21 protein-coding genes are annotated in these 21,383 nt (G+C 50.7%); 18 read left to right on the top strand and 3 right to left on the bottom strand.

Annotated elements, in window-relative coordinates:
• A partial coding sequence (locus JWG39_RS01625) for an IS1634 family transposase (RefSeq protein WP_205217612.1) occupies positions 1-1,049 on the top strand: 1,049 nt, incomplete at its 5' end.
• Between the two features lie 139 nt (positions 1,050-1,188).
• Here the strand turns inward: JWG39_RS01625 and JWG39_RS16980 are convergent.
• Entirely contained in the window at positions 1,189-1,281 is a 93-nt protein-coding gene (locus JWG39_RS16980; protein WP_205217822.1) for a GxxExxY protein, read from the bottom strand.
• A gap of 629 nt (positions 1,282-1,910) precedes the next feature.
• On the opposite strand from JWG39_RS16980, the gene JWG39_RS01635 reads away from it, so the two are divergent.
• Positions 1,911-3,749: an ATP-binding protein gene (locus JWG39_RS01635; RefSeq protein WP_205217613.1), complete on the top strand. Its 1,839-nt coding sequence runs from the start codon at positions 1,911-1,913 to the stop codon at positions 3,747-3,749.
• 46 nt (positions 3,750-3,795) lie between these two features.
• Here JWG39_RS01635 and JWG39_RS01640 read toward each other — a convergent pair whose 3' ends face one another.
• Positions 3,796-4,389 (bottom strand): hypothetical protein, encoded by a 594-nt coding sequence (locus tag JWG39_RS01640; RefSeq protein WP_205217614.1) that lies wholly within the window; start codon positions 4,387-4,389, stop codon positions 3,796-3,798.
• A gap of 243 nt (positions 4,390-4,632) precedes the next feature.
• Positions 4,633-5,598, bottom strand: a complete 966-nt coding sequence (locus JWG39_RS01645; RefSeq protein ID WP_205217615.1) for a tRNA dihydrouridine synthase — start codon at positions 5,596-5,598, stop codon at positions 4,633-4,635.
• 402 nt (positions 5,599-6,000) lie between these two features.
• On the opposite strand from JWG39_RS01645, the gene JWG39_RS01650 reads away from it, so the two are divergent.
• The 16 genes from JWG39_RS01650 to JWG39_RS01725 all read left to right on the top strand — a co-directional run bounded on the left by JWG39_RS01650 (position 6,001) and on the right by JWG39_RS01725 (position 21,370).
• Complete coding sequence (locus tag JWG39_RS01650) at positions 6,001-7,431, top strand: CCA tRNA nucleotidyltransferase (protein WP_205217616.1); 1,431 nt, start codon at positions 6,001-6,003, stop codon at positions 7,429-7,431.
• Between the two features lie 36 nt (positions 7,432-7,467).
• Positions 7,468-8,064 carry an SAM-dependent methyltransferase gene (locus JWG39_RS01655; protein ID WP_205217617.1) on the top strand — a complete coding sequence of 199 codons (597 nt, stop codon included), beginning with the start codon at positions 7,468-7,470 and terminating at the stop codon, positions 8,062-8,064.
• Positions 8,065-8,125: 61 nt separating this feature from the next.
• Entirely contained in the window at positions 8,126-8,875 is a 750-nt protein-coding gene (locus JWG39_RS01660) for a YebC/PmpR family DNA-binding transcriptional regulator (RefSeq protein ID WP_205217618.1), read from the top strand.
• Between the two features lie 3 nt (positions 8,876-8,878).
• A complete protein-coding gene (gene ruvC / locus JWG39_RS01665; protein ID WP_205217823.1) occupies positions 8,879-9,346 on the top strand; it encodes a crossover junction endodeoxyribonuclease RuvC in 468 nt (155 codons plus the stop codon).
• Positions 9,347-9,386: 40 nt separating this feature from the next.
• Complete coding sequence (gene ruvA / locus JWG39_RS01670) at positions 9,387-10,004, top strand: Holliday junction branch migration protein RuvA (protein ID WP_205217619.1); 618 nt, start codon at positions 9,387-9,389, stop codon at positions 10,002-10,004.
• A 60-nt stretch (positions 10,005-10,064) separates the two neighbouring features.
• On the top strand, positions 10,065-11,123 hold the full coding sequence (ruvB, locus tag JWG39_RS01675) for a Holliday junction branch migration DNA helicase RuvB (RefSeq protein WP_205217620.1): 1,059 nt from the start codon (positions 10,065-10,067) through the stop codon (positions 11,121-11,123).
• A gap of 689 nt (positions 11,124-11,812) precedes the next feature.
• A complete protein-coding gene (locus JWG39_RS01680) occupies positions 11,813-12,676 on the top strand; it encodes an STAS domain-containing protein (protein WP_338032165.1) in 864 nt (287 codons plus the stop codon).
• A 21-nt stretch (positions 12,677-12,697) separates the two neighbouring features.
• Positions 12,698-13,090: an STAS domain-containing protein gene (locus tag JWG39_RS01685; protein WP_369130556.1), complete on the top strand. Its 393-nt coding sequence runs from the start codon at positions 12,698-12,700 to the stop codon at positions 13,088-13,090.
• Positions 13,074-13,475: an anti-sigma regulatory factor gene (locus JWG39_RS01690; RefSeq protein ID WP_240191936.1), complete on the top strand. Its 402-nt coding sequence runs from the start codon at positions 13,074-13,076 to the stop codon at positions 13,473-13,475. The genes JWG39_RS01685 and JWG39_RS01690 overlap by 17 nt, the downstream gene beginning before the upstream one ends.
• Positions 13,472-14,488 (top strand): ATP-binding SpoIIE family protein phosphatase, encoded by a 1,017-nt coding sequence (locus JWG39_RS01695; protein ID WP_205217621.1) that lies wholly within the window; start codon positions 13,472-13,474, stop codon positions 14,486-14,488. The genes JWG39_RS01690 and JWG39_RS01695 overlap by 4 nt, the downstream gene beginning before the upstream one ends.
• Before the next feature lie 39 nt (positions 14,489-14,527).
• Positions 14,528-16,324: an ATP-binding protein gene (locus JWG39_RS01700; protein ID WP_205217622.1), complete on the top strand. Its 1,797-nt coding sequence runs from the start codon at positions 14,528-14,530 to the stop codon at positions 16,322-16,324.
• Between the two features lie 11 nt (positions 16,325-16,335).
• Entirely contained in the window at positions 16,336-17,307 is a 972-nt protein-coding gene (locus JWG39_RS01705; protein WP_205217623.1) for a GGDEF domain-containing response regulator, read from the top strand.
• Between the two features lie 371 nt (positions 17,308-17,678).
• Positions 17,679-18,131, top strand: a complete 453-nt coding sequence (locus JWG39_RS01710) for a division/cell wall cluster transcriptional repressor MraZ (RefSeq protein WP_205217624.1) — start codon at positions 17,679-17,681, stop codon at positions 18,129-18,131.
• Positions 18,132-19,046 carry a 16S rRNA (cytosine(1402)-N(4))-methyltransferase RsmH gene (rsmH, locus tag JWG39_RS01715; RefSeq protein ID WP_205217625.1) on the top strand — a complete coding sequence of 305 codons (915 nt, stop codon included), beginning with the start codon at positions 18,132-18,134 and terminating at the stop codon, positions 19,044-19,046.
• Positions 19,043-19,489: a hypothetical protein gene (locus JWG39_RS01720; RefSeq protein ID WP_205217626.1), complete on the top strand. Its 447-nt coding sequence runs from the start codon at positions 19,043-19,045 to the stop codon at positions 19,487-19,489. Before rsmH ends, JWG39_RS01720 begins: the two co-directional genes overlap by 4 nt.
• 3 nt (positions 19,490-19,492) lie before the next feature.
• On the top strand, positions 19,493-21,370 hold the full coding sequence (locus JWG39_RS01725) for a PASTA domain-containing protein (RefSeq protein WP_205217627.1): 1,878 nt from the start codon (positions 19,493-19,495) through the stop codon (positions 21,368-21,370).
• The last annotated feature ends 13 nt before the right edge of the window (positions 21,371-21,383 follow it).

The raw sequence follows: 21,383 nt of genomic DNA on the forward strand, positions 1-21,383 counted from the left end.
TCGAACATTGCTATCTCAGTCCTTTGCCTCAAACCGGTAAAACAGCCACCCAAATGCCTGTCTGGATACAGCAAGGCCTGGATGGAAGCCGAGAACTTCGTCCTGTTTTCAGCCGAAAGCTGGACAAAAACGGAGAGCAAATATCTCTTGGCCAAGGCTATGAATTCACTCGAACCTGTTCAATAGACCAAGATGAAAAGAGAGTCGAATGGGAAGAGCGCGTTCTTCTTATTTGCTCCTCCAAATACAGGGAAACACTGTCGAAAAATCTAAAAAAACGACTCGCCACGGCCACCGAAAAGTTGGAGGCATTAACTCCCGCTCCTGCTCGCGGAAAACGTCAGATTCGGGATGCAAAAACGCTTGAAGAAAAAGCTGAAACCATATTGACACAATATAAAGTCCAGGGATTGCTTCGCTATCATTTTGAGCGTGAAGAAAAAGTACTCGTTCAATATATAGGACAAGGTCGCGGCAGTGAGAACCGCAAAAAGAAACAAGTCACACAGGTCCGATACCAGATTACATCCGTGGAAAGACGGGAGGATGCAATCACTGAATTAGAGAAAACATTGGGTTGGAAAGCGTACGTCACAAACGAATCTCCTGACCAGTTGAGCTTTGAAAACGCAGTGCTCACATACCGCGACGAGTGGACAATCGAAAGAGGATTTCATCGTCTTAAGGGAGCTCCGCTCTCCTTAGATCCTGTCTTTGTCAAAAGAAATGACCAAGTTGAAGGTCTGACAAATCTTCTGAGTATAGCCTTGCGAGCCTTAACGCTGATTGAGTTTGTCGTTCGTCGAGGTTTACAGCAAAATAGCGAAAAACTCACAGGCCTCCACGCAGAAAATCCCAAGAAGGAAACGGATTCTCCAACAGCGGAAAGAATCCTGAAGGCCTATTCCCAAATCACTCTGACGATCATCGAGTTAGCCGGGCAAATCTTTCACCATGTCACACCACTTTCACCGTTACAAGTAAGGATGTTGGAACTTCTTGGTCTGGGACCAGAAATCTATTCCGGCCTGGAGAGTAATTCCGGATAGTTTTTCAGTTTACGCGAATGGTGAGTTATACCATTCCTATTAAGTTATACCCCGTCTTGTATCCTGTTTATCCATTCATGGTTACAAACGACAAAAGGAACCACGAATAAACCACGGAAGACACGGAAAGCACGGAATATTAGAGCGTAAAACGCTTAACCCCGACTTTCGGATGACTCCCAAAGTTGATTAATACTCCTGGTTTTAAATTTGTTACTTTAAGATAATTGATGTTTTCCGTGTCCTTCCGTGTTTTCCGTGGTAGCCAATCTTATTCATAAGGGAACTTTGAATAATCAGTCTTTCGCCCATCAAGGCACCCAGAATAATTCTGGTGCACTGTACGGCTTAACTTCGGATACCCATGAATTATTACTCATTCGTAATTGCCAAAAAAGATGTCCACGCAGTTGCGTTCTCTGGTCAATACAGAATGTAAATGGTATTACGCCTCTTTTTTTCTGGAAAACGTGTTGGATTCCTGCGCCTGTGGTCTGTCGGAACGAGGTCTCTTTCTTCCCTTCGGTCTGGGCGGTGATTGTACGGTAGATGGGAGAAAATATCAGCGGGAATTGTGTTTCGTTTCATCTTCTTTTCGGAATATGGTACATTGTGCTGTTGTCTTTTTTCGCATTTCTCAGCGTTCTTCGCAGTGAAAAGAAAAGCTGTTTTACTGCAAAAGGTGCTAAGGTTGACAAAGGGTAAGGACAAAGAATTTTACCGCGAAGGGCACAAAGGGTAAAGACAACGGTTTTTCTTGTTCTTTGCAGTGAAAAAGAAGCAATATGCTGATATCGTTATTAATTTTTTTTGACTGTAACGAAGAAGATGGGCGAAAATTCCTAACAGGAGCAGGTCTCAATGGTCGCACCGTTTCAGGATGAGGTTGATACTTCCAATTACTTTCCGGGAGCAGAGTTTGAAAAAATTCTCTCAGGGGTAGACGGAGTTATTATCGGCGATGCCTCACTGATGATCCTTACCGGGCCTGAGGGAACGGGGAAGACCATGCTTTGTCGAATCCTCTGTGAACAGGATGATTTTGACAGCGTTTATTTCCCGCATACCGTTGAAACCTTTGGAGAGGTGGTGGCAACTATTGCCGTCGATCTCGGTATTTCTGATGAAGTTGAGGCTATAGATGGAGATCCTGATGATACTATCGGCAGGATTGCCGAGGCTCTGAAAAAAAGTGACAGACCGGCACTGGTGGTCTTTGATGAGGCAGAGAATATCTATCTCGCCACCCTTGAACGCATCCGTAAAATGATCGATATTTTTCGCCGCGAAGGGTGCAGAGTGCATATCCTTTTTGCTGGTCGGCCAGTTTTTATTGAAAACTATGAGCAACTCAATATCGTTGATTTTGAAGAGATTCCAGAGTCCTTTTATACTCTCAACCTGCTCTCAGAAGATGAGGCCAAGGCTTATGTTTTTAGTACGGTAGAGAAAAAAATTGATCCACTTGATGTCGCCCGCAATGCCTTCTCGCTTGAAAAAGTGGAGCAGATTTGTTCTGCTGCCCGCGGTTGTCTGCGGGCTGTGAATAGACTTTCCAGGGCAGCGATGAAAAACCCCGGCGATGACAGCTCCTTCATGACCCTGATTGATGAGGTGGAAGAAGAAAATTCAAAGGGCGGGTTCGGAGAGCCTGGTTTTGCTGAGATGCTGCGCAGGATGGGTTCGAAATTGTTCCGCAGTGCAGGTGGCTGGATGAAAGAACACTGGCAGCCTGTGCTTCTCGGTGTTCTGATCCCTGGCCTCTGTCTGTCTGCCTGGATGTTTTTCTCCGGAAGCAATGAGCAGGAGAGTGTTCCTGACGTGATACAAAACGAGTCCGGCGAGAGCGACTTTCAGAGCGGGAGTGCGGCGGAAGAAGAATTTAAAAAAGCTGAGCGGGATGCCCTGCAGGCTGCGATGACTGGAGAGGAGCCTGAGCGACCGGAGGCGATTACTGCTTCGCGGGTGAAGGTCTCCCACGAAAGAGAGACAGGTGAAAAGATCGCAGCAGCGACAGAGACAGAGGCAGCGGACGACGGCTCCGGAGAAGGGAAGATGGAGAAACTTGATGATGTTGGTCTTTCACTGAGTGGTGTGAGCAGGCCTGAAGAAATCGTGAAGATCTCACCGCTTTATCGGAAAAAAAAATATAATGTCCTGCGACCCAATGAAATTCTTGCTCAAGTGGTGAAAAAGGCAAAAACGGCACCAGCCCTTTCCTCACGAGCAACAAAGGAAAAGGTCGTAATATTGCATCCGACCGGGCGTGAAAAACGCCGTTCGGCCAACTTCGCAACAGAGACGACTGAAGTACTCTCTCCTCTGTCACTGGAGAATGTCTCGGCTTCCCCTGGTGAAATTCGCGTAGAGAGGTTGCTTCAGAATCGTCTCGTTGCCGGTATGGGCTGGAAGAACGGTGCTAAAGACCGCATGTACACTGTACAGCTGATGATCCTGACTTCACAGGTGGCGGTGAATAATCTCAAACGTATGCTGGCGGAAGAGCAGTATCGCTATCTTGCCAGCAATCTCTATCTCTTTATCAGAGGGAACAATCCAGGGCGGTTGATGGTTTTCTACGGGGAATATCGTACGATGAAAGAGGCAACCCGGGCGTTGAAAGGACTCCCTCCATTCCTGCGGAATTATCATCCCTGGGCACTTTCAATAAAAAATGCGATGGTCAAGGTACGCCGCTGAAAAAACCGGAGAGGAAGCCCTGAATGGCGTTCCTGTTTCGCCGAATTTAGAACTTGAATGTAACTCCTCCGGAGAGGACGGGGAACCAGCCATATTTCTCCAGCCCGTCCTGAACGCTCAACTTGTCTGCAGAGGTGTTGTTCAACTGTGAACAGCGCTCAACATCAGAACCGGTACAGTCATTTCCCTGATACATTATTCCCAAATCAAGATTGATAAACCAGTTCCCTTTTTCATCCGGAGAAAGCCCCCACCCAAAACCGACATAGGGTTTTTGTGAAAAAGACGCCGGATCCTGGGAGAGAGTATCCATTCGATGTATCGCATAATCGGAGTGGCGGTTTTCGATGGCACTATTCTTTAGCGATGAGACTGTATCCTGATCCTTTTGCAGAAGGCCTGCGCTGAGTCGAAAGGAACCGGAGAAAGGATGAATATCCGTGACGGAGCTTTTCGTATTGTCAGAATTGTTTTCGTAAGAAAAACTGGTGAGACCCGGGCGGACGGTGATATATCGACTGAGGGTAGATGAATCCGCAGAAAAAACGGAAACAGCATCCGTCAAACTTTCCGCAGCGCCTGCCTGGGCCGGGGCTATTAACAAAGCGCACGCAATAGTGAATTGTTCGATTTTATTCATTATTTCCCTCTTTTCCCCACAAGACAGGGAACTTACCCGCCTTGATTAGTCACTCTTCTCTGATTGCAATTTATCTTAATTTGTGCAAATTCACAAGAAAAAGAACTCATAAAGAGGGAGGGGCTTCTTTCGAGTTATATAATTCACATTTTATATTGGCGAATTTAAAGGCAGGGACGGGAAAAGGGAGACAGGAGACAGCAAAAGATGTCCACGCAGTCGCGTTCTCTGGTCAGTAAAAAATTAATGCGGAGGAATGGATGTCTGCAGGATCAATTCTGCAATATCCTGATATTGTGCAATTGTTCTGGACTTTTGAAGTTGTTTGAGCATCTTCTTTTCGGCAAAGGGGAATGAATTGAAAAGGAAGTTCCAGATCAGTTTCATCCGGCCAGTTATATGGGCGTCACCGGAAAATGCCGAGCTGTAACGGGTCAGAAGCTCCGCATGGAAGTGATGCAGGCGATTGGAGAGATCTCTGCACTCTCTTCCTTTGATTTCCTCGGCGAGAAAGGGGCGGGCAATGGCTCCCCGGCCGATCATCCAGCAGGAGATCTGCGGGAATCTTTTCTGCAGTGCGTGCCAGTCTGCACGTGAGGTGATGTCACCGTTGTAGATCAGGCGGTGGCTGCTCAGTTCAAGACAGTGGGTGAAGCTCTCTACGTCGGTCGTTCCCCGGTATATCTGGCTGCCGAGGCGGGGATGAATGGTGATCTCGCTGAGAGGAAAGGCGTTGAGCCGTGGCAGCAGAGCGAAACTCTCCTCCTGCCTGTGATACCCGAGGCGCATTTTGATCGACAGCCTGCAGCCCAGCTGTTCCAGTGTCGGCAGAACGGTATCAAGAAGGGCGACAACTTTATCCGGACAGGGCAGCATGCCTGAGCCTTTCCCTTTTTTTGCCACTTGAGGCGCGGGACAGCCGAGATTCCAGTTGAGATGGTGGTAGCCGAGTTCAACCAGCCTGCGGGAGAGGATGAGAAATTGCTCCGGTGTGTTTGTCAGCAGCTGGGGAATAAGAGGCAGACCCGGATTATTGACAGGTAAGACATCTTTCAGTGTTTTATCTGCGAAATCAGAGTTGTTTTGCGGGGTGATAAAGGGGGAGATGGCGTAGTCCCAACCCTCGAAATAATGCTGAAGAGTGTCTCGAAAAATGTAGTCGGTAACACCTCGCAGCGGAGCAAGAAAAATGGTTGGTGGCTGGCTCATGGCAGAAGTTTCCCTTTGATTGTACGCTGGTTATTTTTCATTGGATTTGGTCTGTTGCAGAAAATATGGTAATATATAAAATTTTCCCATGAAAAAATGAAAATCACCCGAACGGGTATCTTGAAACAGCCTGCATTTGTTCATATTCGAGGCACAGCAAGAAATTTGCCGCAGGCCTGTTAGTACCTTAGAAATTATTTTCGTGTTTTTTTGAAAAGAATTTCGTGAAGGGACTTATACCGGCTTACCGTTTATCACCGATATAACTTTGACCACGGAGTCTAGCGCTTACCTGGAGTCTGGCGCTTACCTGGAGTCTGGCGCTTACCTCCGAGGATAAATTTTTGACTGTAACAAAGAAGATGGGCGAAAGAGTGGTTATTCAAGGTCCCCATATATAATATGACCAATAGAGAAATACTCATCAACGCTCTCTGTGCGGTGGCGGAAGAACGTGGCCAGCTTTATGCTGTGGGCGGTCTGGTGCGTGACGCCCTGCTCAATCACCCGGCGGCGGATTTTGATCTGGTGGTGCGCACAGAACCTCTGGCCTGGGCCGGGGCTCTGGCCGCCCGTCTTGACGGCGGAGCGCTGGTGCCACTGTCGGATACCCCCGGTGAGGAAGCTGCCCGGCTGGTATGGCGGGGGGAACAGGTCGATTTTGCCGCGTGGCGTAACGGGGCGCAGAGTCTGGAAGAGGATCTGTGCCTGCGTGATTTTACGATCAACGCGCTGGCACTTCCCTTCGCTGATTTTGCCGCAGGACACTGTGATTCTCCCATAGACCCAACGGGGGGGGCACAGGACCTTCGGAACCGAATCATTCGCAGCCTTCCCGGGACTCTGGCTGACGATCCGCTGCGTATGGTGCGGGCCTATCGTTTCCATGCCAGACTGGGTTTCAGCCTGGACGCCGGGACAAGAACAGAGGTGAAGAAGCTCGCCCCGACCATTGGTCGGGTGGCACCGGAGCGGATCAGCAGTGAACTGTGCAGGATCTTTGATTCTCCACGCACTTCGGAAACCATCAAACTCATGGCAGATGATAACCTGTTGCGATACCTCCTGCCTGAACTGTATCTTGCCGAGGGGGTAAGTCAGCCGCAGGAGTTCCATCACCTTGATGTGCTGGGACACTCTTTTCTCGCGCTGGAGATGGCAGAGAAAATTATTGCCTGCCCGGAAACGTATTTCCCCGTTCCCGAGATTCTGGCGCAGGTGAACGGGTATCTTGCTGAGGAAGGCAGTTCTCGCCGCTTAAAATGGGCGGCACTTCTCCACGATATTGGCAAACCGGGAACAAAAAACGAAGACGAAGAAAAAGGCCACACCACCTATTACGGCCATGACCAGCTCAGCCGTAAACTGTTTGAGCAGTTTGCCAGGCGCAGTCGGTGGAGTGCTGCGGACCGCAGGCAGGTGGGGGTGCTTATCGGCATGCACATGCAGCCCTTTCACCTGGTGGGGGCTCGGCGGAAAGAGATGCTGAGTAAAAAGGGGGTCCTTCGTTTCTGTCGCAGGGCGGGGGATGATCTCTTCGGGCTCTTTCTCGTCGCTCTCTCGGATACACTGGCGGGAAATCCAAAACATCATGATTTTATGCGCGGAGAACTGGTAAAGCTCTTTGTGCTGGTGGAGGAGACCTGGCGGAACGACATCCTTCCCATTACCACCGGCGTGCCGTTGCTCAACGGGCAGGATCTTATCGATATGGGGTTTGTCCCGGGGCCGCTGTTCAGGGAAATTCTCACGGCACTTGATGAGGCGAGGGTTGAAGGTGAGGTTAACGATCGGTCACAGGCGCTGCAGTTTGCGCGTGGCTTCCTTCCTTAAGAGGGCTTGTAAAAGCAAGGTAAAAGGGCTAAAAAAGTGCGTAAAATAAACGATTATTATGCGAAAAAGGCAAAGAAAGACAAATATCCGGCACGCTCTGTCTATAAACTTGAAGAGGTGCAGCAGAAATATAAATTTCTCGGGCGGGGGGATTCCGTGCTTGATCTGGGCTGCGCTCCCGGAAGCTGGTCTCTTTATGCTTCGGAAGTGGTAGGGCCCGGCGGGGTGGTAGTCGGAGTCGATCTGCAGGAGACCGACCTGAGCCCTCGTCCTGATGGAGCTCCGATTTTCTGGCTTCAGCAGGATATTATGGAGCCGGAGCTGATACCGCTGGTTCGGAAATTTCGTCCGGCATTCAAGGCGTTGATCTCGGATCTGGCTCCAAAAACCACCGGCAACCGCTGGAGCGATTCTCAGAAGTCACTTCGGCTGGTACGTCACACCCTGGAGCTGGCCGAGACGTTGCTGTTGCCCGGAGGCCATTATATCGTCAAGGTATTTCAGGGAGAGGATTTTCCCGAATTTGTCAAGGAAATGAAACAGCGTTTTGCCATGGTCAAGGTGGTGAAACCACACAGTTCACGGGTGGAGAGCCGGGAGATATTTGTGCTCGGAATGAAGTACAAGAAGTGAGACCCGTTACTTTAAGCGGTCTGCTGGCCGCCCCATTAACATAAACAAGTAAGGTGCTTTTATGTCAGGACATTCCAAGTGGTCAACTATTAAGAGAAAGAAAGGCGCAAACGATGCAAAGAGGGGTCAGATCTTCACCCGTCTCATCAAAGAGATTACCGTGGCTGCCCGTTCCGGCGGCGGTGACCTCGACGGTAACTCGCGTCTTCGCTCCGTCGTGGCGACTGCGAAGGCTGAAAACATGCCCAAAGATAATATTGCCCGTGCCATCAAGAAGGGTACCGGTGAGATTGCCGGGGAGGTCTATGATGAGATCCTTTATGAAGGCTATGGCCCGGGTGGTGTTGCCGTGCTGGTGGAGTGCCTCTCCGACAACCGCAACCGTACTGCGGCTGATGTGCGCCACGCCTTCTCCAAGTGTAATGGCAACCTTGGTGAGAATGGTTGCGTCAGCTATATGTTTGATAAGAAAGGGCTCATCCAGGTGGATAAAAGTGTTATCTCCGAAGAGATTCTCATGGACAAGGCCCTTGAGGCCGGAGCTGATGATGTGGTGGAGGAGGATGATGAGTTTCAGATCTTCACCGCTCCGGAGGATTTTGATTCTGTCCGTGAGACGCTGGAAAACGACGGTGTGAAATTTGTTGAGGCACAGATTGCCATGATCCCTCAGAACATCGTTGCTGTCACCGAAGAGAACGTGGCGAAAAATCTGCTCAGGCTGATGGATATGCTCGAAGATCATGAGGACGTGCAGAACGTCTACTCCAACTTCGATATTGATGAAGATCTGCTGGAGCAGCTTTCCTGAATGGTGCGTGTTCTCGGCATTGACCCCGGCAGTCGGATTCTCGGCTATGGGGTTATTGAAGCCTCTGGCAGTCGGCTTGTCTATATCACCTGCGGGACAATCCGTACTACGGTGAAGTATCCGCTGGCCTGGCGTCTTAATGAGATTTTTGATGGTCTCAATGAAGTGATTCAGACTCACCGGCCGGAGGTGGCGGCGGTGGAAGATGTTTTCATGTCCTCCAATGCCCGCTCGGCACTCAAACTCGGTCAGGCGCGTGGAGCGGCGATAGTAGCTGCCATGCAGAACGGTTTGAAGGTCTATGACTATCCTCCCCGTCAGGTGAAACAGGCCGTGGCGGGATACGGCCAGGCGGAGAAGGTGCAGGTGCAGCAGATGGTGAAGGTATTACTGAAACTGCAGGGTTCGCCGAGTGCGGATGCTGCGGATGCACTGGCCGTGGCGATCTGCCATACCAATCAGCAGTTTTGAGGATCTCCGCAGGTTGCAGAACATTGTTGGATAAAAAATTATGATAGCACGTCTTTCAGGAAAGATACTTGCACTCTACGCCGACCGTGCCGTTCTTGATGTGCACGATGTGGGGTACGAGCTGCTGATGTCCACTGACACACTGTCGCGCCTGCCGGAGGTGGGCGGAAGCGTCTTCGTCCACGTTTATACCAACGTGCGGGAGGATGCCATTTCTCTTTACGGCTTTCTCGCGGAGGAGGAGAAGGAGCTGTTTCTTCTCCTTCGCACCGTCTCCGGGATTGGTCCCAGGGTGGCGCTGGCCATGCTCTCCGGGCTGCGGGTCGAGCCGCTCTGCAGTGCCATCGTCAATGGCGATGTGAAACGACTCACCACTCTGCAGGGGATCGGTAAAAAAACTGCGGAACGAATCTGCATGGAACTCAAGGATAAGGTCGCCCATCTTGCCAGCGGAAGAGTCTCCATTTCTGGTCGAACACCACTGACCGGAGGCGGTTCGGCGGTGCAGGACACTGTCTCTGCTCTGACCAACTTTGGGTACTCCGAGACCCAGGTACGTACGGCGCTGGCTGGAGTGAAGAAAGAGGTTGGCGAAGAGACCTTCAGCGAGATGGCGGTAGAGGAGTTGAGCCGCCTCGCCCTGAGGGCTCTGGCGTAAATGCGTTTAGAAGCAGGGCTTTTTTGATGGCACCCTGCATTCTCAGGATATGAACGGTATATGAACTACGAAGAAGACCTGCAAAGCGAAGATTCCCGCATTATTTCCCCGACTCCACAGGCCGTGGAGTCGGGGAACGAGAATGTGCTGCGTCCCAAAAGCCTGGATGAATATATTGGCCAGGAGCAGCTGCGCAGGTCGCTTTCCATCTTTATCCAGGCCGCCCGCAACCGGGGCGAAGTGCTGGATCACGTTCTCTTTCATGGCTTTCCCGGCCTTGGCAAGACAACCCTTTCTCATATCATCGCCCACGAAATGGGTGCTGGCATAAAAGCCACTTCCGGCCCGGTAATCGAAAAACAGGGCGACCTTGCCGCCATCCTCACCTCCCTTGAGGAGGGGGATGTCCTTTTTATCGATGAAATTCATCGCCTCAACCATGCTGTGGAGGAGGTGCTCTATCCGGCAATGGAAGATTTCCAGCTTGACCTCATTATCGGCCAGGGGCCCGGTGCCCGCTCAGTGAAGATGGATCTGCCGCATTTCACTCTCGTTGGTGCCACCACTCGTACCGGACTGCTCACCGCGCCGTTGCGGGACCGCTTCGGTGTGGTTCTGCGCCTTGAATTCTACAGTCCGGAAGAGCTTGTTATCATTGTGCAGCGCTCCGGCCATATTCTTGGCATGGAGGTGGACCGGACAGGTGCTTTTGAACTTGGCAGACGCTCCCGGGGAACCCCGCGTATTGCCAACCGTCTACTGCGGCGGGTACGGGATTTTGCTGAGGTTGGCGGTCACAAGGTGGTGAATAAAACGGTGGTGCAGGCGGCACTTGACCTGCTTGGTGTTGATCAGTTCGGCCTCGACGATATGGACCGCCGTATCATGCTTGCCATCATCGACAAATTTGATGGCGGCCCTATAGGTCTTGAGACCCTTGCCACCGTTGTCTGTGAGGAAAAAAACACCCTTGAAGATGTCTATGAACCCTTCCTGATTCAGTCCGGTTTTATTAAACGGACACCGCGCGGCCGGGTTGCCACCGCTCAGGCTTACGCGCATTTCAGTCGTAAAATGCCGCATCACCCGCTGTCTCCGCCGATTTTGTTTGACGAATAGAGCACTTTTTATACCATTTACATTTTGTATTGACCAGAGAACGCAACTGCATAGACATCTTTTTTGGCAATTACAAATGGATAAACAGGATGTAAAACGAGCATAACTTAATAGAAATGGTCTAATCATACGAAAAAGGGCATTTTTTATAAAAGCGTAACTTCTTAAAGTTTTTTGCCTTTATTCGCATGATTAGAGCTTTCCTTTGGCAAAAAGTTTTTCGCTGTTCCGTCTTTTGCTTTTCCCTGTCTCCCGTCTCCTTTCTCCTGTCTCCCGTCCCCCTGCCTTTACATTCGTATTAGCGGACCCTTCAGCTTTCCCCACAGTATCTTCTCTTTTAATCCTCTCTCTGTTTTTTTTCTTCTTTTCACGGTGAAAAGAAAAGCTGTTTAACCGCAAAGGGGGTAAAAGCTCACAAGGGATAAGGACAAAGATGTATTCCTCTTCAGCTCCCTGCAGAGGCCATGCACGTTAGAGTATCTTGAAGAACCTTCTATTTCTTCATCTTCGCTGTTCTTCATGGAAATGTACCCGCCTATAACTTTAGGGAACCTTTAATATCGGAGGCTGGCGTGTACCTCTGAGGATAATTTTTTGACTGTAATGCAGAAAACGGGTAATTATCCAATGTTGCCCTCTATGGATTCAAGCCGTTGATCAATCTACCAAACTAAAATAAGGAACATAACGTGGATACCAATAACAACCTGACAGAACTTTTTAAAAAGTACGAACAAGAACTGCTGACCGACTGGATCAAGGAACAGCTTGCGGTAATTCCACTGCATGAAAATTTGCTGACAGAGTTTGAGGTGAAGCAGGATACAACTGATTTTTACAATGCCTTTCAACTGGCAATTCAGGGTGGGGAGCTGGTCGATATCAAGGGGGCACATTGGGAAAAAACATTGCAATTGCTGGACAACATTACCAAATCACGCACCCGTCTTGGCTTTACCCCGACAGAAACAGCCACGTTTATTTTTTCCCTGAAACAACCGCTCTTTACTCTGATACAGAAGGAGTTTGGCAGGGATGTCAACACACCTGGCAAAGAACTGTGGGCAGCAACCGTGCTGCTCGATAAGCTGGGCCTGTATACTGCGGAGTCATATATAAAAACAAAGGAAGAGATCATCAGACGGCAACAGAACGAGATGCTGGAACTCTCCACTCCGGTGGTCAAAGTCTGGGACAAAATTCTTGCCCTGCCGCTGATCGGCACTCTCGACAGCATCCGCACCCAGGTCGTGATGGAAACTCTGTTGCAGGAGATCGTCAGGACAGAATCGTCGGTGGCGATCATCGACATTACCGGTGTGCCAACAGTGGATACGCTGGTAGCTCAGCACCTGATGAAGACAGTGAGCGCCGCCAGACTGATGGGTGCCGAATGCATTATCAGCGGTATCCGGCCACAGATAGCCCAGTCGATGGTACACCTGGGTGTCACCTTCTCGGACATTACCACCAGGGCAACTCTGGCCGATGCTATCCGTCACGCTTTTGCACAGACCGGCGTCAAGGTCTCGCGGGCATCGCGGCAGGTATAAGGAGCTGTCATGGATAACATTATGGATAGAATTCCTATTCTGAAGATGGGGCAGTTTCTGCTGGTCACCATTCAGGTGGACATGTACGACCGCCTCGCCATGGCGCTGCAGGACGATCTCACTACCAAAATTGTCGAGCACAATTCCAAAGGGGTGTTGATTGATATTTCGTCCCTGGAAATGGTTGACTCTTTTATTGGCAGGATGCTCGGCAGTGTTGCTTCCATGTCGCGCATGCTTGATGCGGTAACGGTTGTGGTTGGCATGCAGCCGGCTGTGGCCATCACCATGGTCGAACTCGGTCTGTCGCTGTCTGGGGTGCGGACCGCTCTCAATGTTGAACAGGGAATGTCAGTTTTGAATGGTCTCGTCGCTCATGAGGTGGAGGGCGCGGATTATGATTCTGAAGAGTGAAACACTGGAGCTGCGTGAAGACAATGCCGTTGTTCGGGTTCGTCAACGGGCGCGGGCTCTGGCAATAGAGATCGGTCTGGGGCTGGTTGATCAGACCAAGATCGTTACTGCCACCAGTGAACTGGCACGCAACACCGTTGATTACGGCGGCGGAGGCACGGCCACCCTTGATGTCATCAACGAGGGGAACCGTCGCGGGCTAAAACTTACCTTCAGCGATCAGGGGCCGGGTATTGAGAATATTGACCTGGCACTGACTGATGGCTATACCACCGGCGGTGGCCTGGGACTTGGCTTAAGTGGTTCTCGTCGGCTGGTCAATGACTTCTCGATCGATTCGACACCGGGAATCGGTACGACAGTCTCAATCACGAGGTGGATATGAAAGATCTTATCGTTATTCCAGTGGAGGAGAGCAGTCAGGCTGGCGAAGCCAGGCGGCTGGCGGGGTCATTCTGCCAGACTGTGAACTTTACTGAAAACGACAGTGGTGTTGTGGCGTTAATCGTTACGGAGCTGGCCACCAACCTGGCCAGGCATACGCAGGGGGGAGAGTTGATCCTCCGCCCGCTAAAATGTGGCGATGTCCAGGGAATGGAAATTCTCTCCATCGACAAGGGGCCGGGCATGGGCAACGTTGCCCGCAGCATGCAGGATGGCTTTTCCACCGCTGGCAGTTCCGGCACCGGTCTTGGCGCTGTGCTGCGGAATTCGTCCCAGTTTGACATCCATTCCCTGCCGGGGAAAGGAACGGTCGTCATGAGCCGTTTTTTGGCAGGCTCATCCCACACTCAACTTCCCGTTTTTCCCCTTGAAATCAGCGCTCTCCGCTTCCCCTTCCCGGGCGAAGAGGTTTGCGGTGACAACTGCGCGACGGAGCAGAACGCTGCAAGAAGTCTGGTGCTGGTGGCTGACGGCCTTGGTCATGGGCTGGATGCAGCTCTGGCATCTTTCGAGGCGGTGACGCTCTTCAGAAAAAACAGGGCGGCAACAGTACAAACCATTGTCGCGGCGTTGCATGCCGGTTTGCGCAGCACACGCGGCGCGGTGATCGCCGTGGCGGAGATCAATCATGCAAAAAAGATCGTTACATATTCCGGCATTGGCAATATCTATGCTCGTATAATTTGCGATGGAGTTGAAAAGAATCTGGTTTCGCAGAACGGCACCGCTGGCTATCAAGCACGCACGTTGCAGGAATTTACCTATCCCTGGGATGATAACAGCCTGCTCGTCATGCATTCTGACGGCCTTACCACCCATTGGAATCTGGGTGATTATCCACAGCTCGTACATTGCCATCCCTCGGTTATTGCCGCAGTGCTGTATCGCGATTTTACTCGCGGCAGGGACGATGTCTGTGTTGTCGTCGCTAAAAAAATCAAAGGGGTCGCTTGAAACATTTCTTTGATATTCGATGTCCCCAAAGGTCATAAAATGAATATCTCTCTGATCAAAGTAGCATTGCGTTATGAGCATGACATCGTCCTCGCCCGGCAGCGGGCGCGCACTATTGCCGGGCTGCTTGGTTTTAACAGTACTGAGCAGACCAGAATTGGTACTGCTGTATCCGAGATTGCCCGGAATGCCTTCCAATACGCCGGTGGTGGCGAGGTCGATTTTTTGGTGGGGGGGAGTGACCGACCACAACGCTTCATGGTTCGCGTCAGTGACCGGGGGGGTGGTCTTGAGGAGTTGGACGCAATTCTTGAAGGGCGCTATATTTCCAAAACAGGTATGGGCCTTGGTATCATCGGCACGCGCCGCCTGATGGATTATTTCCATATTGATTCAACGCCGGGCACGGGTACGACCGTTCTCCTCGGCAAGGAAATTCCATCGTCGGCAGCCGTGGTTACCCCGCAGGTTCTCGACAGGATTGCTGAAGAAATCAATCGTCACACGTCTCAGAACCCCTTTGAGGAAATCCAGCAGCAGAACCAGGAGCTGCTGGTCGCCATGAACGAACTGCATCAGCGCAAGGCCGACCTGGAAGCAATGAACAGAGAGCTGGAAGACACCAACAGAGGTATAGTCGCCCTGTACTCTGAACTTGATGAAAAGGCGGAACATCTGAATCAGGCCAATGAACTCAAGGTTCGTTTCCTGTCGGACATGAGTCACGAGTTCCGGACACCGTTGAGCTCAATTCTCTCTCTGGCGAAGATTCTAAGTGATCGGATAGATGGTGACCTCTCCAGTGAACAGGAAAAACAGGTGCGTTATATTCACAAATCGGCTGAAGATCTTTTAGTGCTGGTGAACAACCTCCTTGATATCGCCAAGATCGAAGCGGGCAAAACCGAGGTCCATCCGGAAAAGTTTGAGATCGGCAACACCTTCAGCACCTTGCGGGGAATGCTCAAACCGCTGCTGGTCAATCCCGCAGTAAAATTTGAATTTGGAGAGACTGACGGGTTTCCATCCATGCTCACCGATGAGGGGAAACTGGCGCAGATTCTTCGAAACTTAATCTCCAATGCCATAAAATTCACTGAATTTGGCGAAATCCGGGTGGAGGCAGAAACTGACCCGGACAGTTCGGAGATAACATTCAGCATAACGGATACCGGCATCGGAATTCCGCCGGGGGACCTTGACAGAATCTTTGAAGAGTACACTCAGGTTGACATGCCGCTGCACAACAAGATTAAGGGTACCGGCCTCGGGCTGTCACTCGCCAAAAAGCTTGCCGAACTTCTTGGCGGCAGATTGACAGTAGAAAGTATTCTGGGGGTGGGCTCTACCTTTACAGTCAGTATTCCGATCTGCTATGTATCATCGGCAGAGACTGTACCGAAATCAATGCTGCCCCTGCCTGACGTTACCAGGCTGCCTGCACTTGTAGTTGAAAAAATACTGGTGATTGACGACGAAGAGGTGGGGCGCTACATCATGAAAGGGCTGCTGACAGATACGAAGTATCGGATACTGGAAGCTGCAGGTGGTGTGGAAGGTCTGAAAACAGCGGCGGAACAGCAGCCGGATATTATATTTCTTGATCTGATGATGCCGGAGATGGATGGTGTCGAGACACTTATGCGGCTGAAGGCAGATTCCTCAACCTGCGACATACCCGTTATCATCCTGACCTCAAAGGTACTTGACGACGCAGAGCAAACGGCCCTGAGAAAGAGCGCCCTGGCTGTGCTTTCAAAGGAGTCTATCACACGCGAGGTCGTTTTGGTAAACATTCGGGATGCGGTCGTTCGTTTTGCAAAGCCGAAAATTTAGGAGAACATGTTATGCCGGCAGAAAAACAAAAACGGATTCTGGTTGTGAATGACAATGATGCAGGAAGATATGTAACGGCAAAACTGTTGCGGATGCATAATTTTGATGTCAGCGAAGCAATTAACGGACAGCAGGCACTGGAGTACGCCCGGCACATTCCTGACTTGATCGTTCTTGATGTGAAACTGCCGGATAAAAGTGGTTTTGAGGTTTGTGCAGAGCTGAAAGCTGACCCTCTAACCACTTTCATTCCCGTCCTGCATCTCTCCGCTTACTATATTGACGATACGGCAAAGGTCAGAGGGCTGGATGGTGGCGCTGACGGATATCTTGTGCAGCCGGTGGACGAGAACGTGCTTGTTGCCACCATCAATGCCCTGCTGCGGAGGAAAAAAGCCGAAGAACTGACGCAACAGCTGCTGTCGGAAAAGCACATAGATGGACGGATTATGGAGCTTTCACTTCTCCATCAACAGGCCGAAAAAGAAGCGCGGATCGATGACCTCACTCAATTGAACAACCGTCGTGGTTTTTTTGAAAAAGGTGAAATAATCCATAGTCAGGCCCGGAGATATCATAAACCCTATTCTGTCATGATGATTGATCTGGATCTCTTTAAAAATATCAATGATACATACGGGCATGCTGTCGGTGACAAGGTCCTTCAGTGTGTGGCGGAAACCATCATGTCTGTTATCCGGAAATCAGATGTAGCTGCACGAATAGGTGGAGACGAGTATTCAATAATTCTGAGAGAGACCGGGCAGGAGCAGCTCCTCTCCCTGGCCGAGAGAATTCGCTGTCAGATTGCTGCACACCCCGTACGCCACGAAAAGAGCACGATCAATATAACTTTAAGCATCGGGATTGCTCAGTATCTCGCTGAAGATGGAAGTATAAAATCGGTTTTGGAGAGAGCCGACAAGGCTCTCTATCATGCAAAGCAAAGGGGAAGAAATAAGGTGATAATCTACGCGGATTGATAACCCGCCATTCGCGTAAAATTATTTCAATGTCTCCTTTTTCCCAAACATCCTTTGTTCCTCCACTTTCTTCCACCGCCCTTTATTTGCACTCTTTTTGCTCACATTAACCATGTTTACACCTCCCTCTGGAAAGCCCGATTTGACGTGAAATATGGGGCTTTTCAAGGTGAAAATTGATTTTCTTTGAATTGTTAAAAGCTACTCTGTACAGGGTTTTCTACCTGTCGATCTACCATATATTGTATTTTGTATGAAATGGACAGTATTGTGCTATACTGTCGAAAATCCGATAGTTTTTTCCTTGACTCACCCCCTTTGATACTATAAAAAGAAAGAGAGTGGTGTAAAGTGGGGGAAAAGGGAAGACGATGGCGAACGATAGATTTCGCGGTCATTCGGCACATAAGATGGACGGAAAAGGGCGGGTCAGTATCCCTGCAAAAATTCGTTCCGTGTTGACTGTGCTGAATGCAGGTTCTCTTGTGCTCGTTCTCTGGAACGATCATCTCCGTGCTTATCCTGAAGATGAATGGGCAAAGTATGAAGACAGGCTGCTCGGCGATGGAGTTAAAAAAGGTATGGGCCGACTCTTGCGGGCACTGGTAAATAACTCAATTACGACCTCGGTTGATACGCAGGGTCGCCTGCTTATTTCTTCGGTTCACCGGGAAAAATTGAATTTCAAAAAGGAAGTGATTGTGGCCGGAAACGTTCATTGGTTTGAATTTTGGGATCCGCAGGTTTACGAAAAAGAAAATGCGAAAACCCTCGAAGATTTCGGTAAATACGAAGAAGAACTCTCAGAAATAGGGTTGTTGTAAATGTGTGATCCGGCATCTATTCACGTCTCTGTCCTGCTTGCGGAGTGCATGGAACTTCTCAGGCCCCGCTCCGGCGGACTTTATGTGGACTGCACACTTGGTCTTGGTGGCCATACTGAGGGAATCCTCCAGCGTTCCGGTCCTGATGGCAGGGTGGTTGGCTTTGACTGGGACTCCAGTGCTCAGCAGAAATCCCGGCAGCGACTGGCTTCCTTCGGAGAACGTTTAATCCCGGTTCGACGAAATTTTGCCGAGCTGGCAGAAGGGCTCGACGACCTGAACATTTGTGAAGTTGATGGCCTGCTCCTTGATGCAGGTCTCTCCTCCCTGCAACTGGACTTGCACGAGGGGCGGGGCTTCAGCTTTCAGCGGGATGAGCCGCTTGACATGCGCATGGATAATCGGCGCAGTGTTACAGCGGCGTCTATTCTCGCTCGGGCGGATGAGTCAGAGCTTGCCGATATTCTCTATTACTATGGCGAAGAGAGGCAGGCGCGGAGGATTGCGGCAGCAATCGTGACCGCAAGAAAAAAGGAGCAGCTTCAGACAACGAGGCAACTGGTGGAGGTCGTCAATGCCGCCGTCCCGAGAAGGTTTCACCCCAAAAGGATTCATATTGCCACGAAGACCTTTCAGGCCCTTCGTATTGCAGTAAACGGGGAACTGGAAAACCTTGGAATTGCTCTCGACAGTGGCGTCCGTTACATGAAGCCGGGGGCAAGATTCTGTGTCATTTCCTTTCATTCCCTTGAAGACCGGCTGGTAAAAAGGAAGTTTCGAGAGAATCCCGCACTTGAAGTTATCACCTCCAGGCCTGTAGGTGCCTCCAGTGAAGAAGTTGAGAGAAATCCCCGCTCACGCAGTGCCCGTCTCAGGGTGGCGCAGAAGCTGGAAAAAAGAGAGGAGAAGGAATGAGATTCCACAGCAGTACTCACGCATATGTACACCCTGGAGCGCGATACGGGCGGGCAGGTTACTGCGGAGGTCTTGTCGTCCTTGCCACCCGTCTGGTGGCACCCTTTGTCGAGGGGGTGGCTGGACTGACTGCAAGTGGGGCAATGGTCAAACGTTTCGGACGGGTAGCCCTCGTTGTGGTCCCCGTGGCGCTGGTGTGCAACTTGATCTGTACCTCACTCATTAATGATTCCGACGCCCGCATGGTGAAGATGACGGAACAGTATCAAAATCTGGAAATGATTAATATATCCCTGCTGGCGCGGCGTGCCCGAATATGGGGTCCTGAAAATATGGCAAAACTGGCGGAAAAACTTGATTTGTATCCGGCTTCCGGTCGACAGATTGGTGTTTATGACTCAAGTATCGACAAGTTTCGCTACTCTAAATACTCTAAACAATGAGGCATGGCCGTTCGCAAAACACGTATTCGCCTCTCCGGCAGGACCCGGAGTCGTCGTCTTCTATGGTTTGTGGCATTGGCGCTGGTGCTTGCCGTCGGAATCTGGATTCTGTTTCGTGGCGGAAATGGGGATAAGATCCCGCAACCAGCGGCAAAGATTGAAAAATCTGCCGGTGAGTGGGTTCGCGGTACAATTTACGACAGTCGTAAAAAACGTCTTGCTGAGACTATTGAACAGGTTTCCGTTTATGTAAGGACTCGTGAGACACGTTCGATTCCAGAGACAGCGAAACAACTGGCATCAGTTCTTTCTCTTGATCGTATTTCACTGGAGAGCAAACTGAAACAGGGGGCTCTGCGGGTATGGATTGCCAGACAGATCAGTCAGGAACAGGAAGACGCACTGGGCAGGCTGGCGTTGCCCGGAGTTTATCTGAAACGGGAGTGGCGCCGGAGTTATCCTGGTGGGACCATGGCCTCGCACCTGATTGGTTTCTCCGAGAACGGTGTTGGCCTTGCAGGAGTCGAACATCAGTATGACAGGTTGCTCTCAAAGCTCAAAGAGCCTCAGGGAGAAGGGGGAAAGGCGCGGACAGATCTGGTCCTCTCACTTGATCTGAAGATTCAGCAGCCGCTGGAAGATGTCCTGGCTGCGGTGCGGCGTCAGGGGACCTCCTGTGGTCAGGATATGCGGGTCGTTGGCTGTGTTCTTGATGCAAAGAGTGGCAGTATTGTTGCTCTCGGACAGCTCCCGGATTTTAACCCCAATGATTTTGCTCACTATGGTTCACGAATCCTTGACAGCATGATGTTCAAACCGATGCTGCTTCCGGAGACAATTCGCGTACTGTTACGGGACTCGGCAGCATTCCTCAAGGCGGATGATGAGGTTGAGGAGTATGGAGGCTGGTCCCTGATCCCACAGGTACAGGCTGGCAAACAACTCCAGCTTATTACTGCATTGAATCTGGACAGAAAAATTTACGCCGATTTCTACAGTGGTCCGCGTGATCAGAAGCCGTTTAACGGACATCTGCTGCAGCGGAATCGTGATCGCGGTCTGGATATGCTGCCCGAGGTCTCTACGCCAATGACGTTGCTGGTCGGTCTGAGTACCCTGCTCCATGGTCTGCCCGCAGGTGAACCGGCGGTGATTGCGCAAACGGTCCATTCGACAGATCAGGCCGGACAGCCGGTGGAGAAGATTTCTTTTCCGGGACCTCCACCCCGGCTGGTACAGAAGGGGGTTGACCGCCTCTTCACGGCAATGGGAAAAAAAGGCAGTTTTTCCACCATATATCTTGAGGGTAAGGCCTCGGGGACGATTCCTGAAGAGAACGCGGGTGATGTGTTTATTCAGGACGAGGTGGTTTTTGCCGATATTCCTTCTGGTGAGAGTCCGCTGGTGTTTCTGCTGGTAGCGGAGGTTCGTGGTTATGCTCCTTTCTCGCGGGAAAATACACTCAAGGCCCAAAAAATAAATATCCGTTCCCTGATCGATGAAAAAATGCGGAGGATTGGGATACTGCACATGGTCTCCGCAGGTGCTTCTGATCTGCTCTCGCCGGAAGAGGGAGACGGGGAAAACTGGCAGTGCAGGGGTACCATCGTCGTGCAGGGTGACAAGGTGATGAATCGGCAAGAGGGCAGGAAAGACGAACCGGTGAAGATGCCTGATCTCATGGGCAGGAGTTTGCGCAAGAGTCTGCGTATGCTTGAGGGAATTCCTCTAAAAATCTCAATCGCAGGTTCTGGACGGGTGGTTCAGCAGAGTCCAGAGGCAGGAACGATTCTAAAAAAGGATGCCTCCTGCCAGCTTGTTCTGAAGCAGAAACAGCTGGAGATATTTAAAGCTGTGAGCAAAGAAAAAACAATGCAGTGATGAAGTGCCTGCA

The organism is Desulforhopalus vacuolatus, from assembly GCF_016918505.1.
Taxonomy (GTDB): domain Bacteria; phylum Desulfobacterota; class Desulfobulbia; order Desulfobulbales; family Desulfocapsaceae; genus Desulforhopalus; species Desulforhopalus vacuolatus.

Bases quoted from the DNA above. Each gene is read 5' to 3' on its own strand.
- JWG39_RS01710 (WP_205217624.1), top strand. From the start codon at position 17,679: ATGGCGAACGATAGATTTCGCGGTCATTCGGCACATAAGATGGACGGA.
- JWG39_RS01660 (WP_205217618.1), top strand. From the start codon at position 8,126: ATGTCAGGACATTCCAAGTGGTCAACTATTAAGAGAAAGAAAGGCGCA.
- JWG39_RS01650 (WP_205217616.1), top strand. From the start codon at position 6,001: ATGACCAATAGAGAAATACTCATCAACGCTCTCTGTGCGGTGGCGGAA.
- JWG39_RS01705 (WP_205217623.1), top strand. From the start codon at position 16,336: ATGCCGGCAGAAAAACAAAAACGGATTCTGGTTGTGAATGACAATGAT.
- JWG39_RS01720 (WP_205217626.1), top strand. From the start codon at position 19,043: ATGAGATTCCACAGCAGTACTCACGCATATGTACACCCTGGAGCGCGA.
- ruvA (WP_205217619.1), top strand. From the start codon at position 9,387: ATGATAGCACGTCTTTCAGGAAAGATACTTGCACTCTACGCCGACCGT.
- JWG39_RS01645 (WP_205217615.1), bottom strand. From the start codon at position 5,598: ATGAGCCAGCCACCAACCATTTTTCTTGCTCCGCTGCGAGGTGTTACC.
- JWG39_RS01685 (WP_369130556.1), top strand. From the start codon at position 12,698: ATGGATAGAATTCCTATTCTGAAGATGGGGCAGTTTCTGCTGGTCACC.
- JWG39_RS01640 (WP_205217614.1), bottom strand. From the start codon at position 4,389: ATGAATAAAATCGAACAATTCACTATTGCGTGCGCTTTGTTAATAGCC.
- JWG39_RS01635 (WP_205217613.1), top strand. From the start codon at position 1,911: ATGGTCGCACCGTTTCAGGATGAGGTTGATACTTCCAATTACTTTCCG.
- JWG39_RS01700 (WP_205217622.1), top strand. From the start codon at position 14,528: ATGAATATCTCTCTGATCAAAGTAGCATTGCGTTATGAGCATGACATC.
- JWG39_RS01725 (WP_205217627.1), top strand. From the start codon at position 19,493: ATGGCCGTTCGCAAAACACGTATTCGCCTCTCCGGCAGGACCCGGAGT.
- ruvB (WP_205217620.1), top strand. From the start codon at position 10,065: ATGAACTACGAAGAAGACCTGCAAAGCGAAGATTCCCGCATTATTTCC.
- JWG39_RS01690 (WP_240191936.1), top strand. From the start codon at position 13,074: ATGATTCTGAAGAGTGAAACACTGGAGCTGCGTGAAGACAATGCCGTT.
- JWG39_RS01695 (WP_205217621.1), top strand. From the start codon at position 13,472: ATGAAAGATCTTATCGTTATTCCAGTGGAGGAGAGCAGTCAGGCTGGC.
- rsmH (WP_205217625.1), top strand. From the start codon at position 18,132: ATGTGTGATCCGGCATCTATTCACGTCTCTGTCCTGCTTGCGGAGTGC.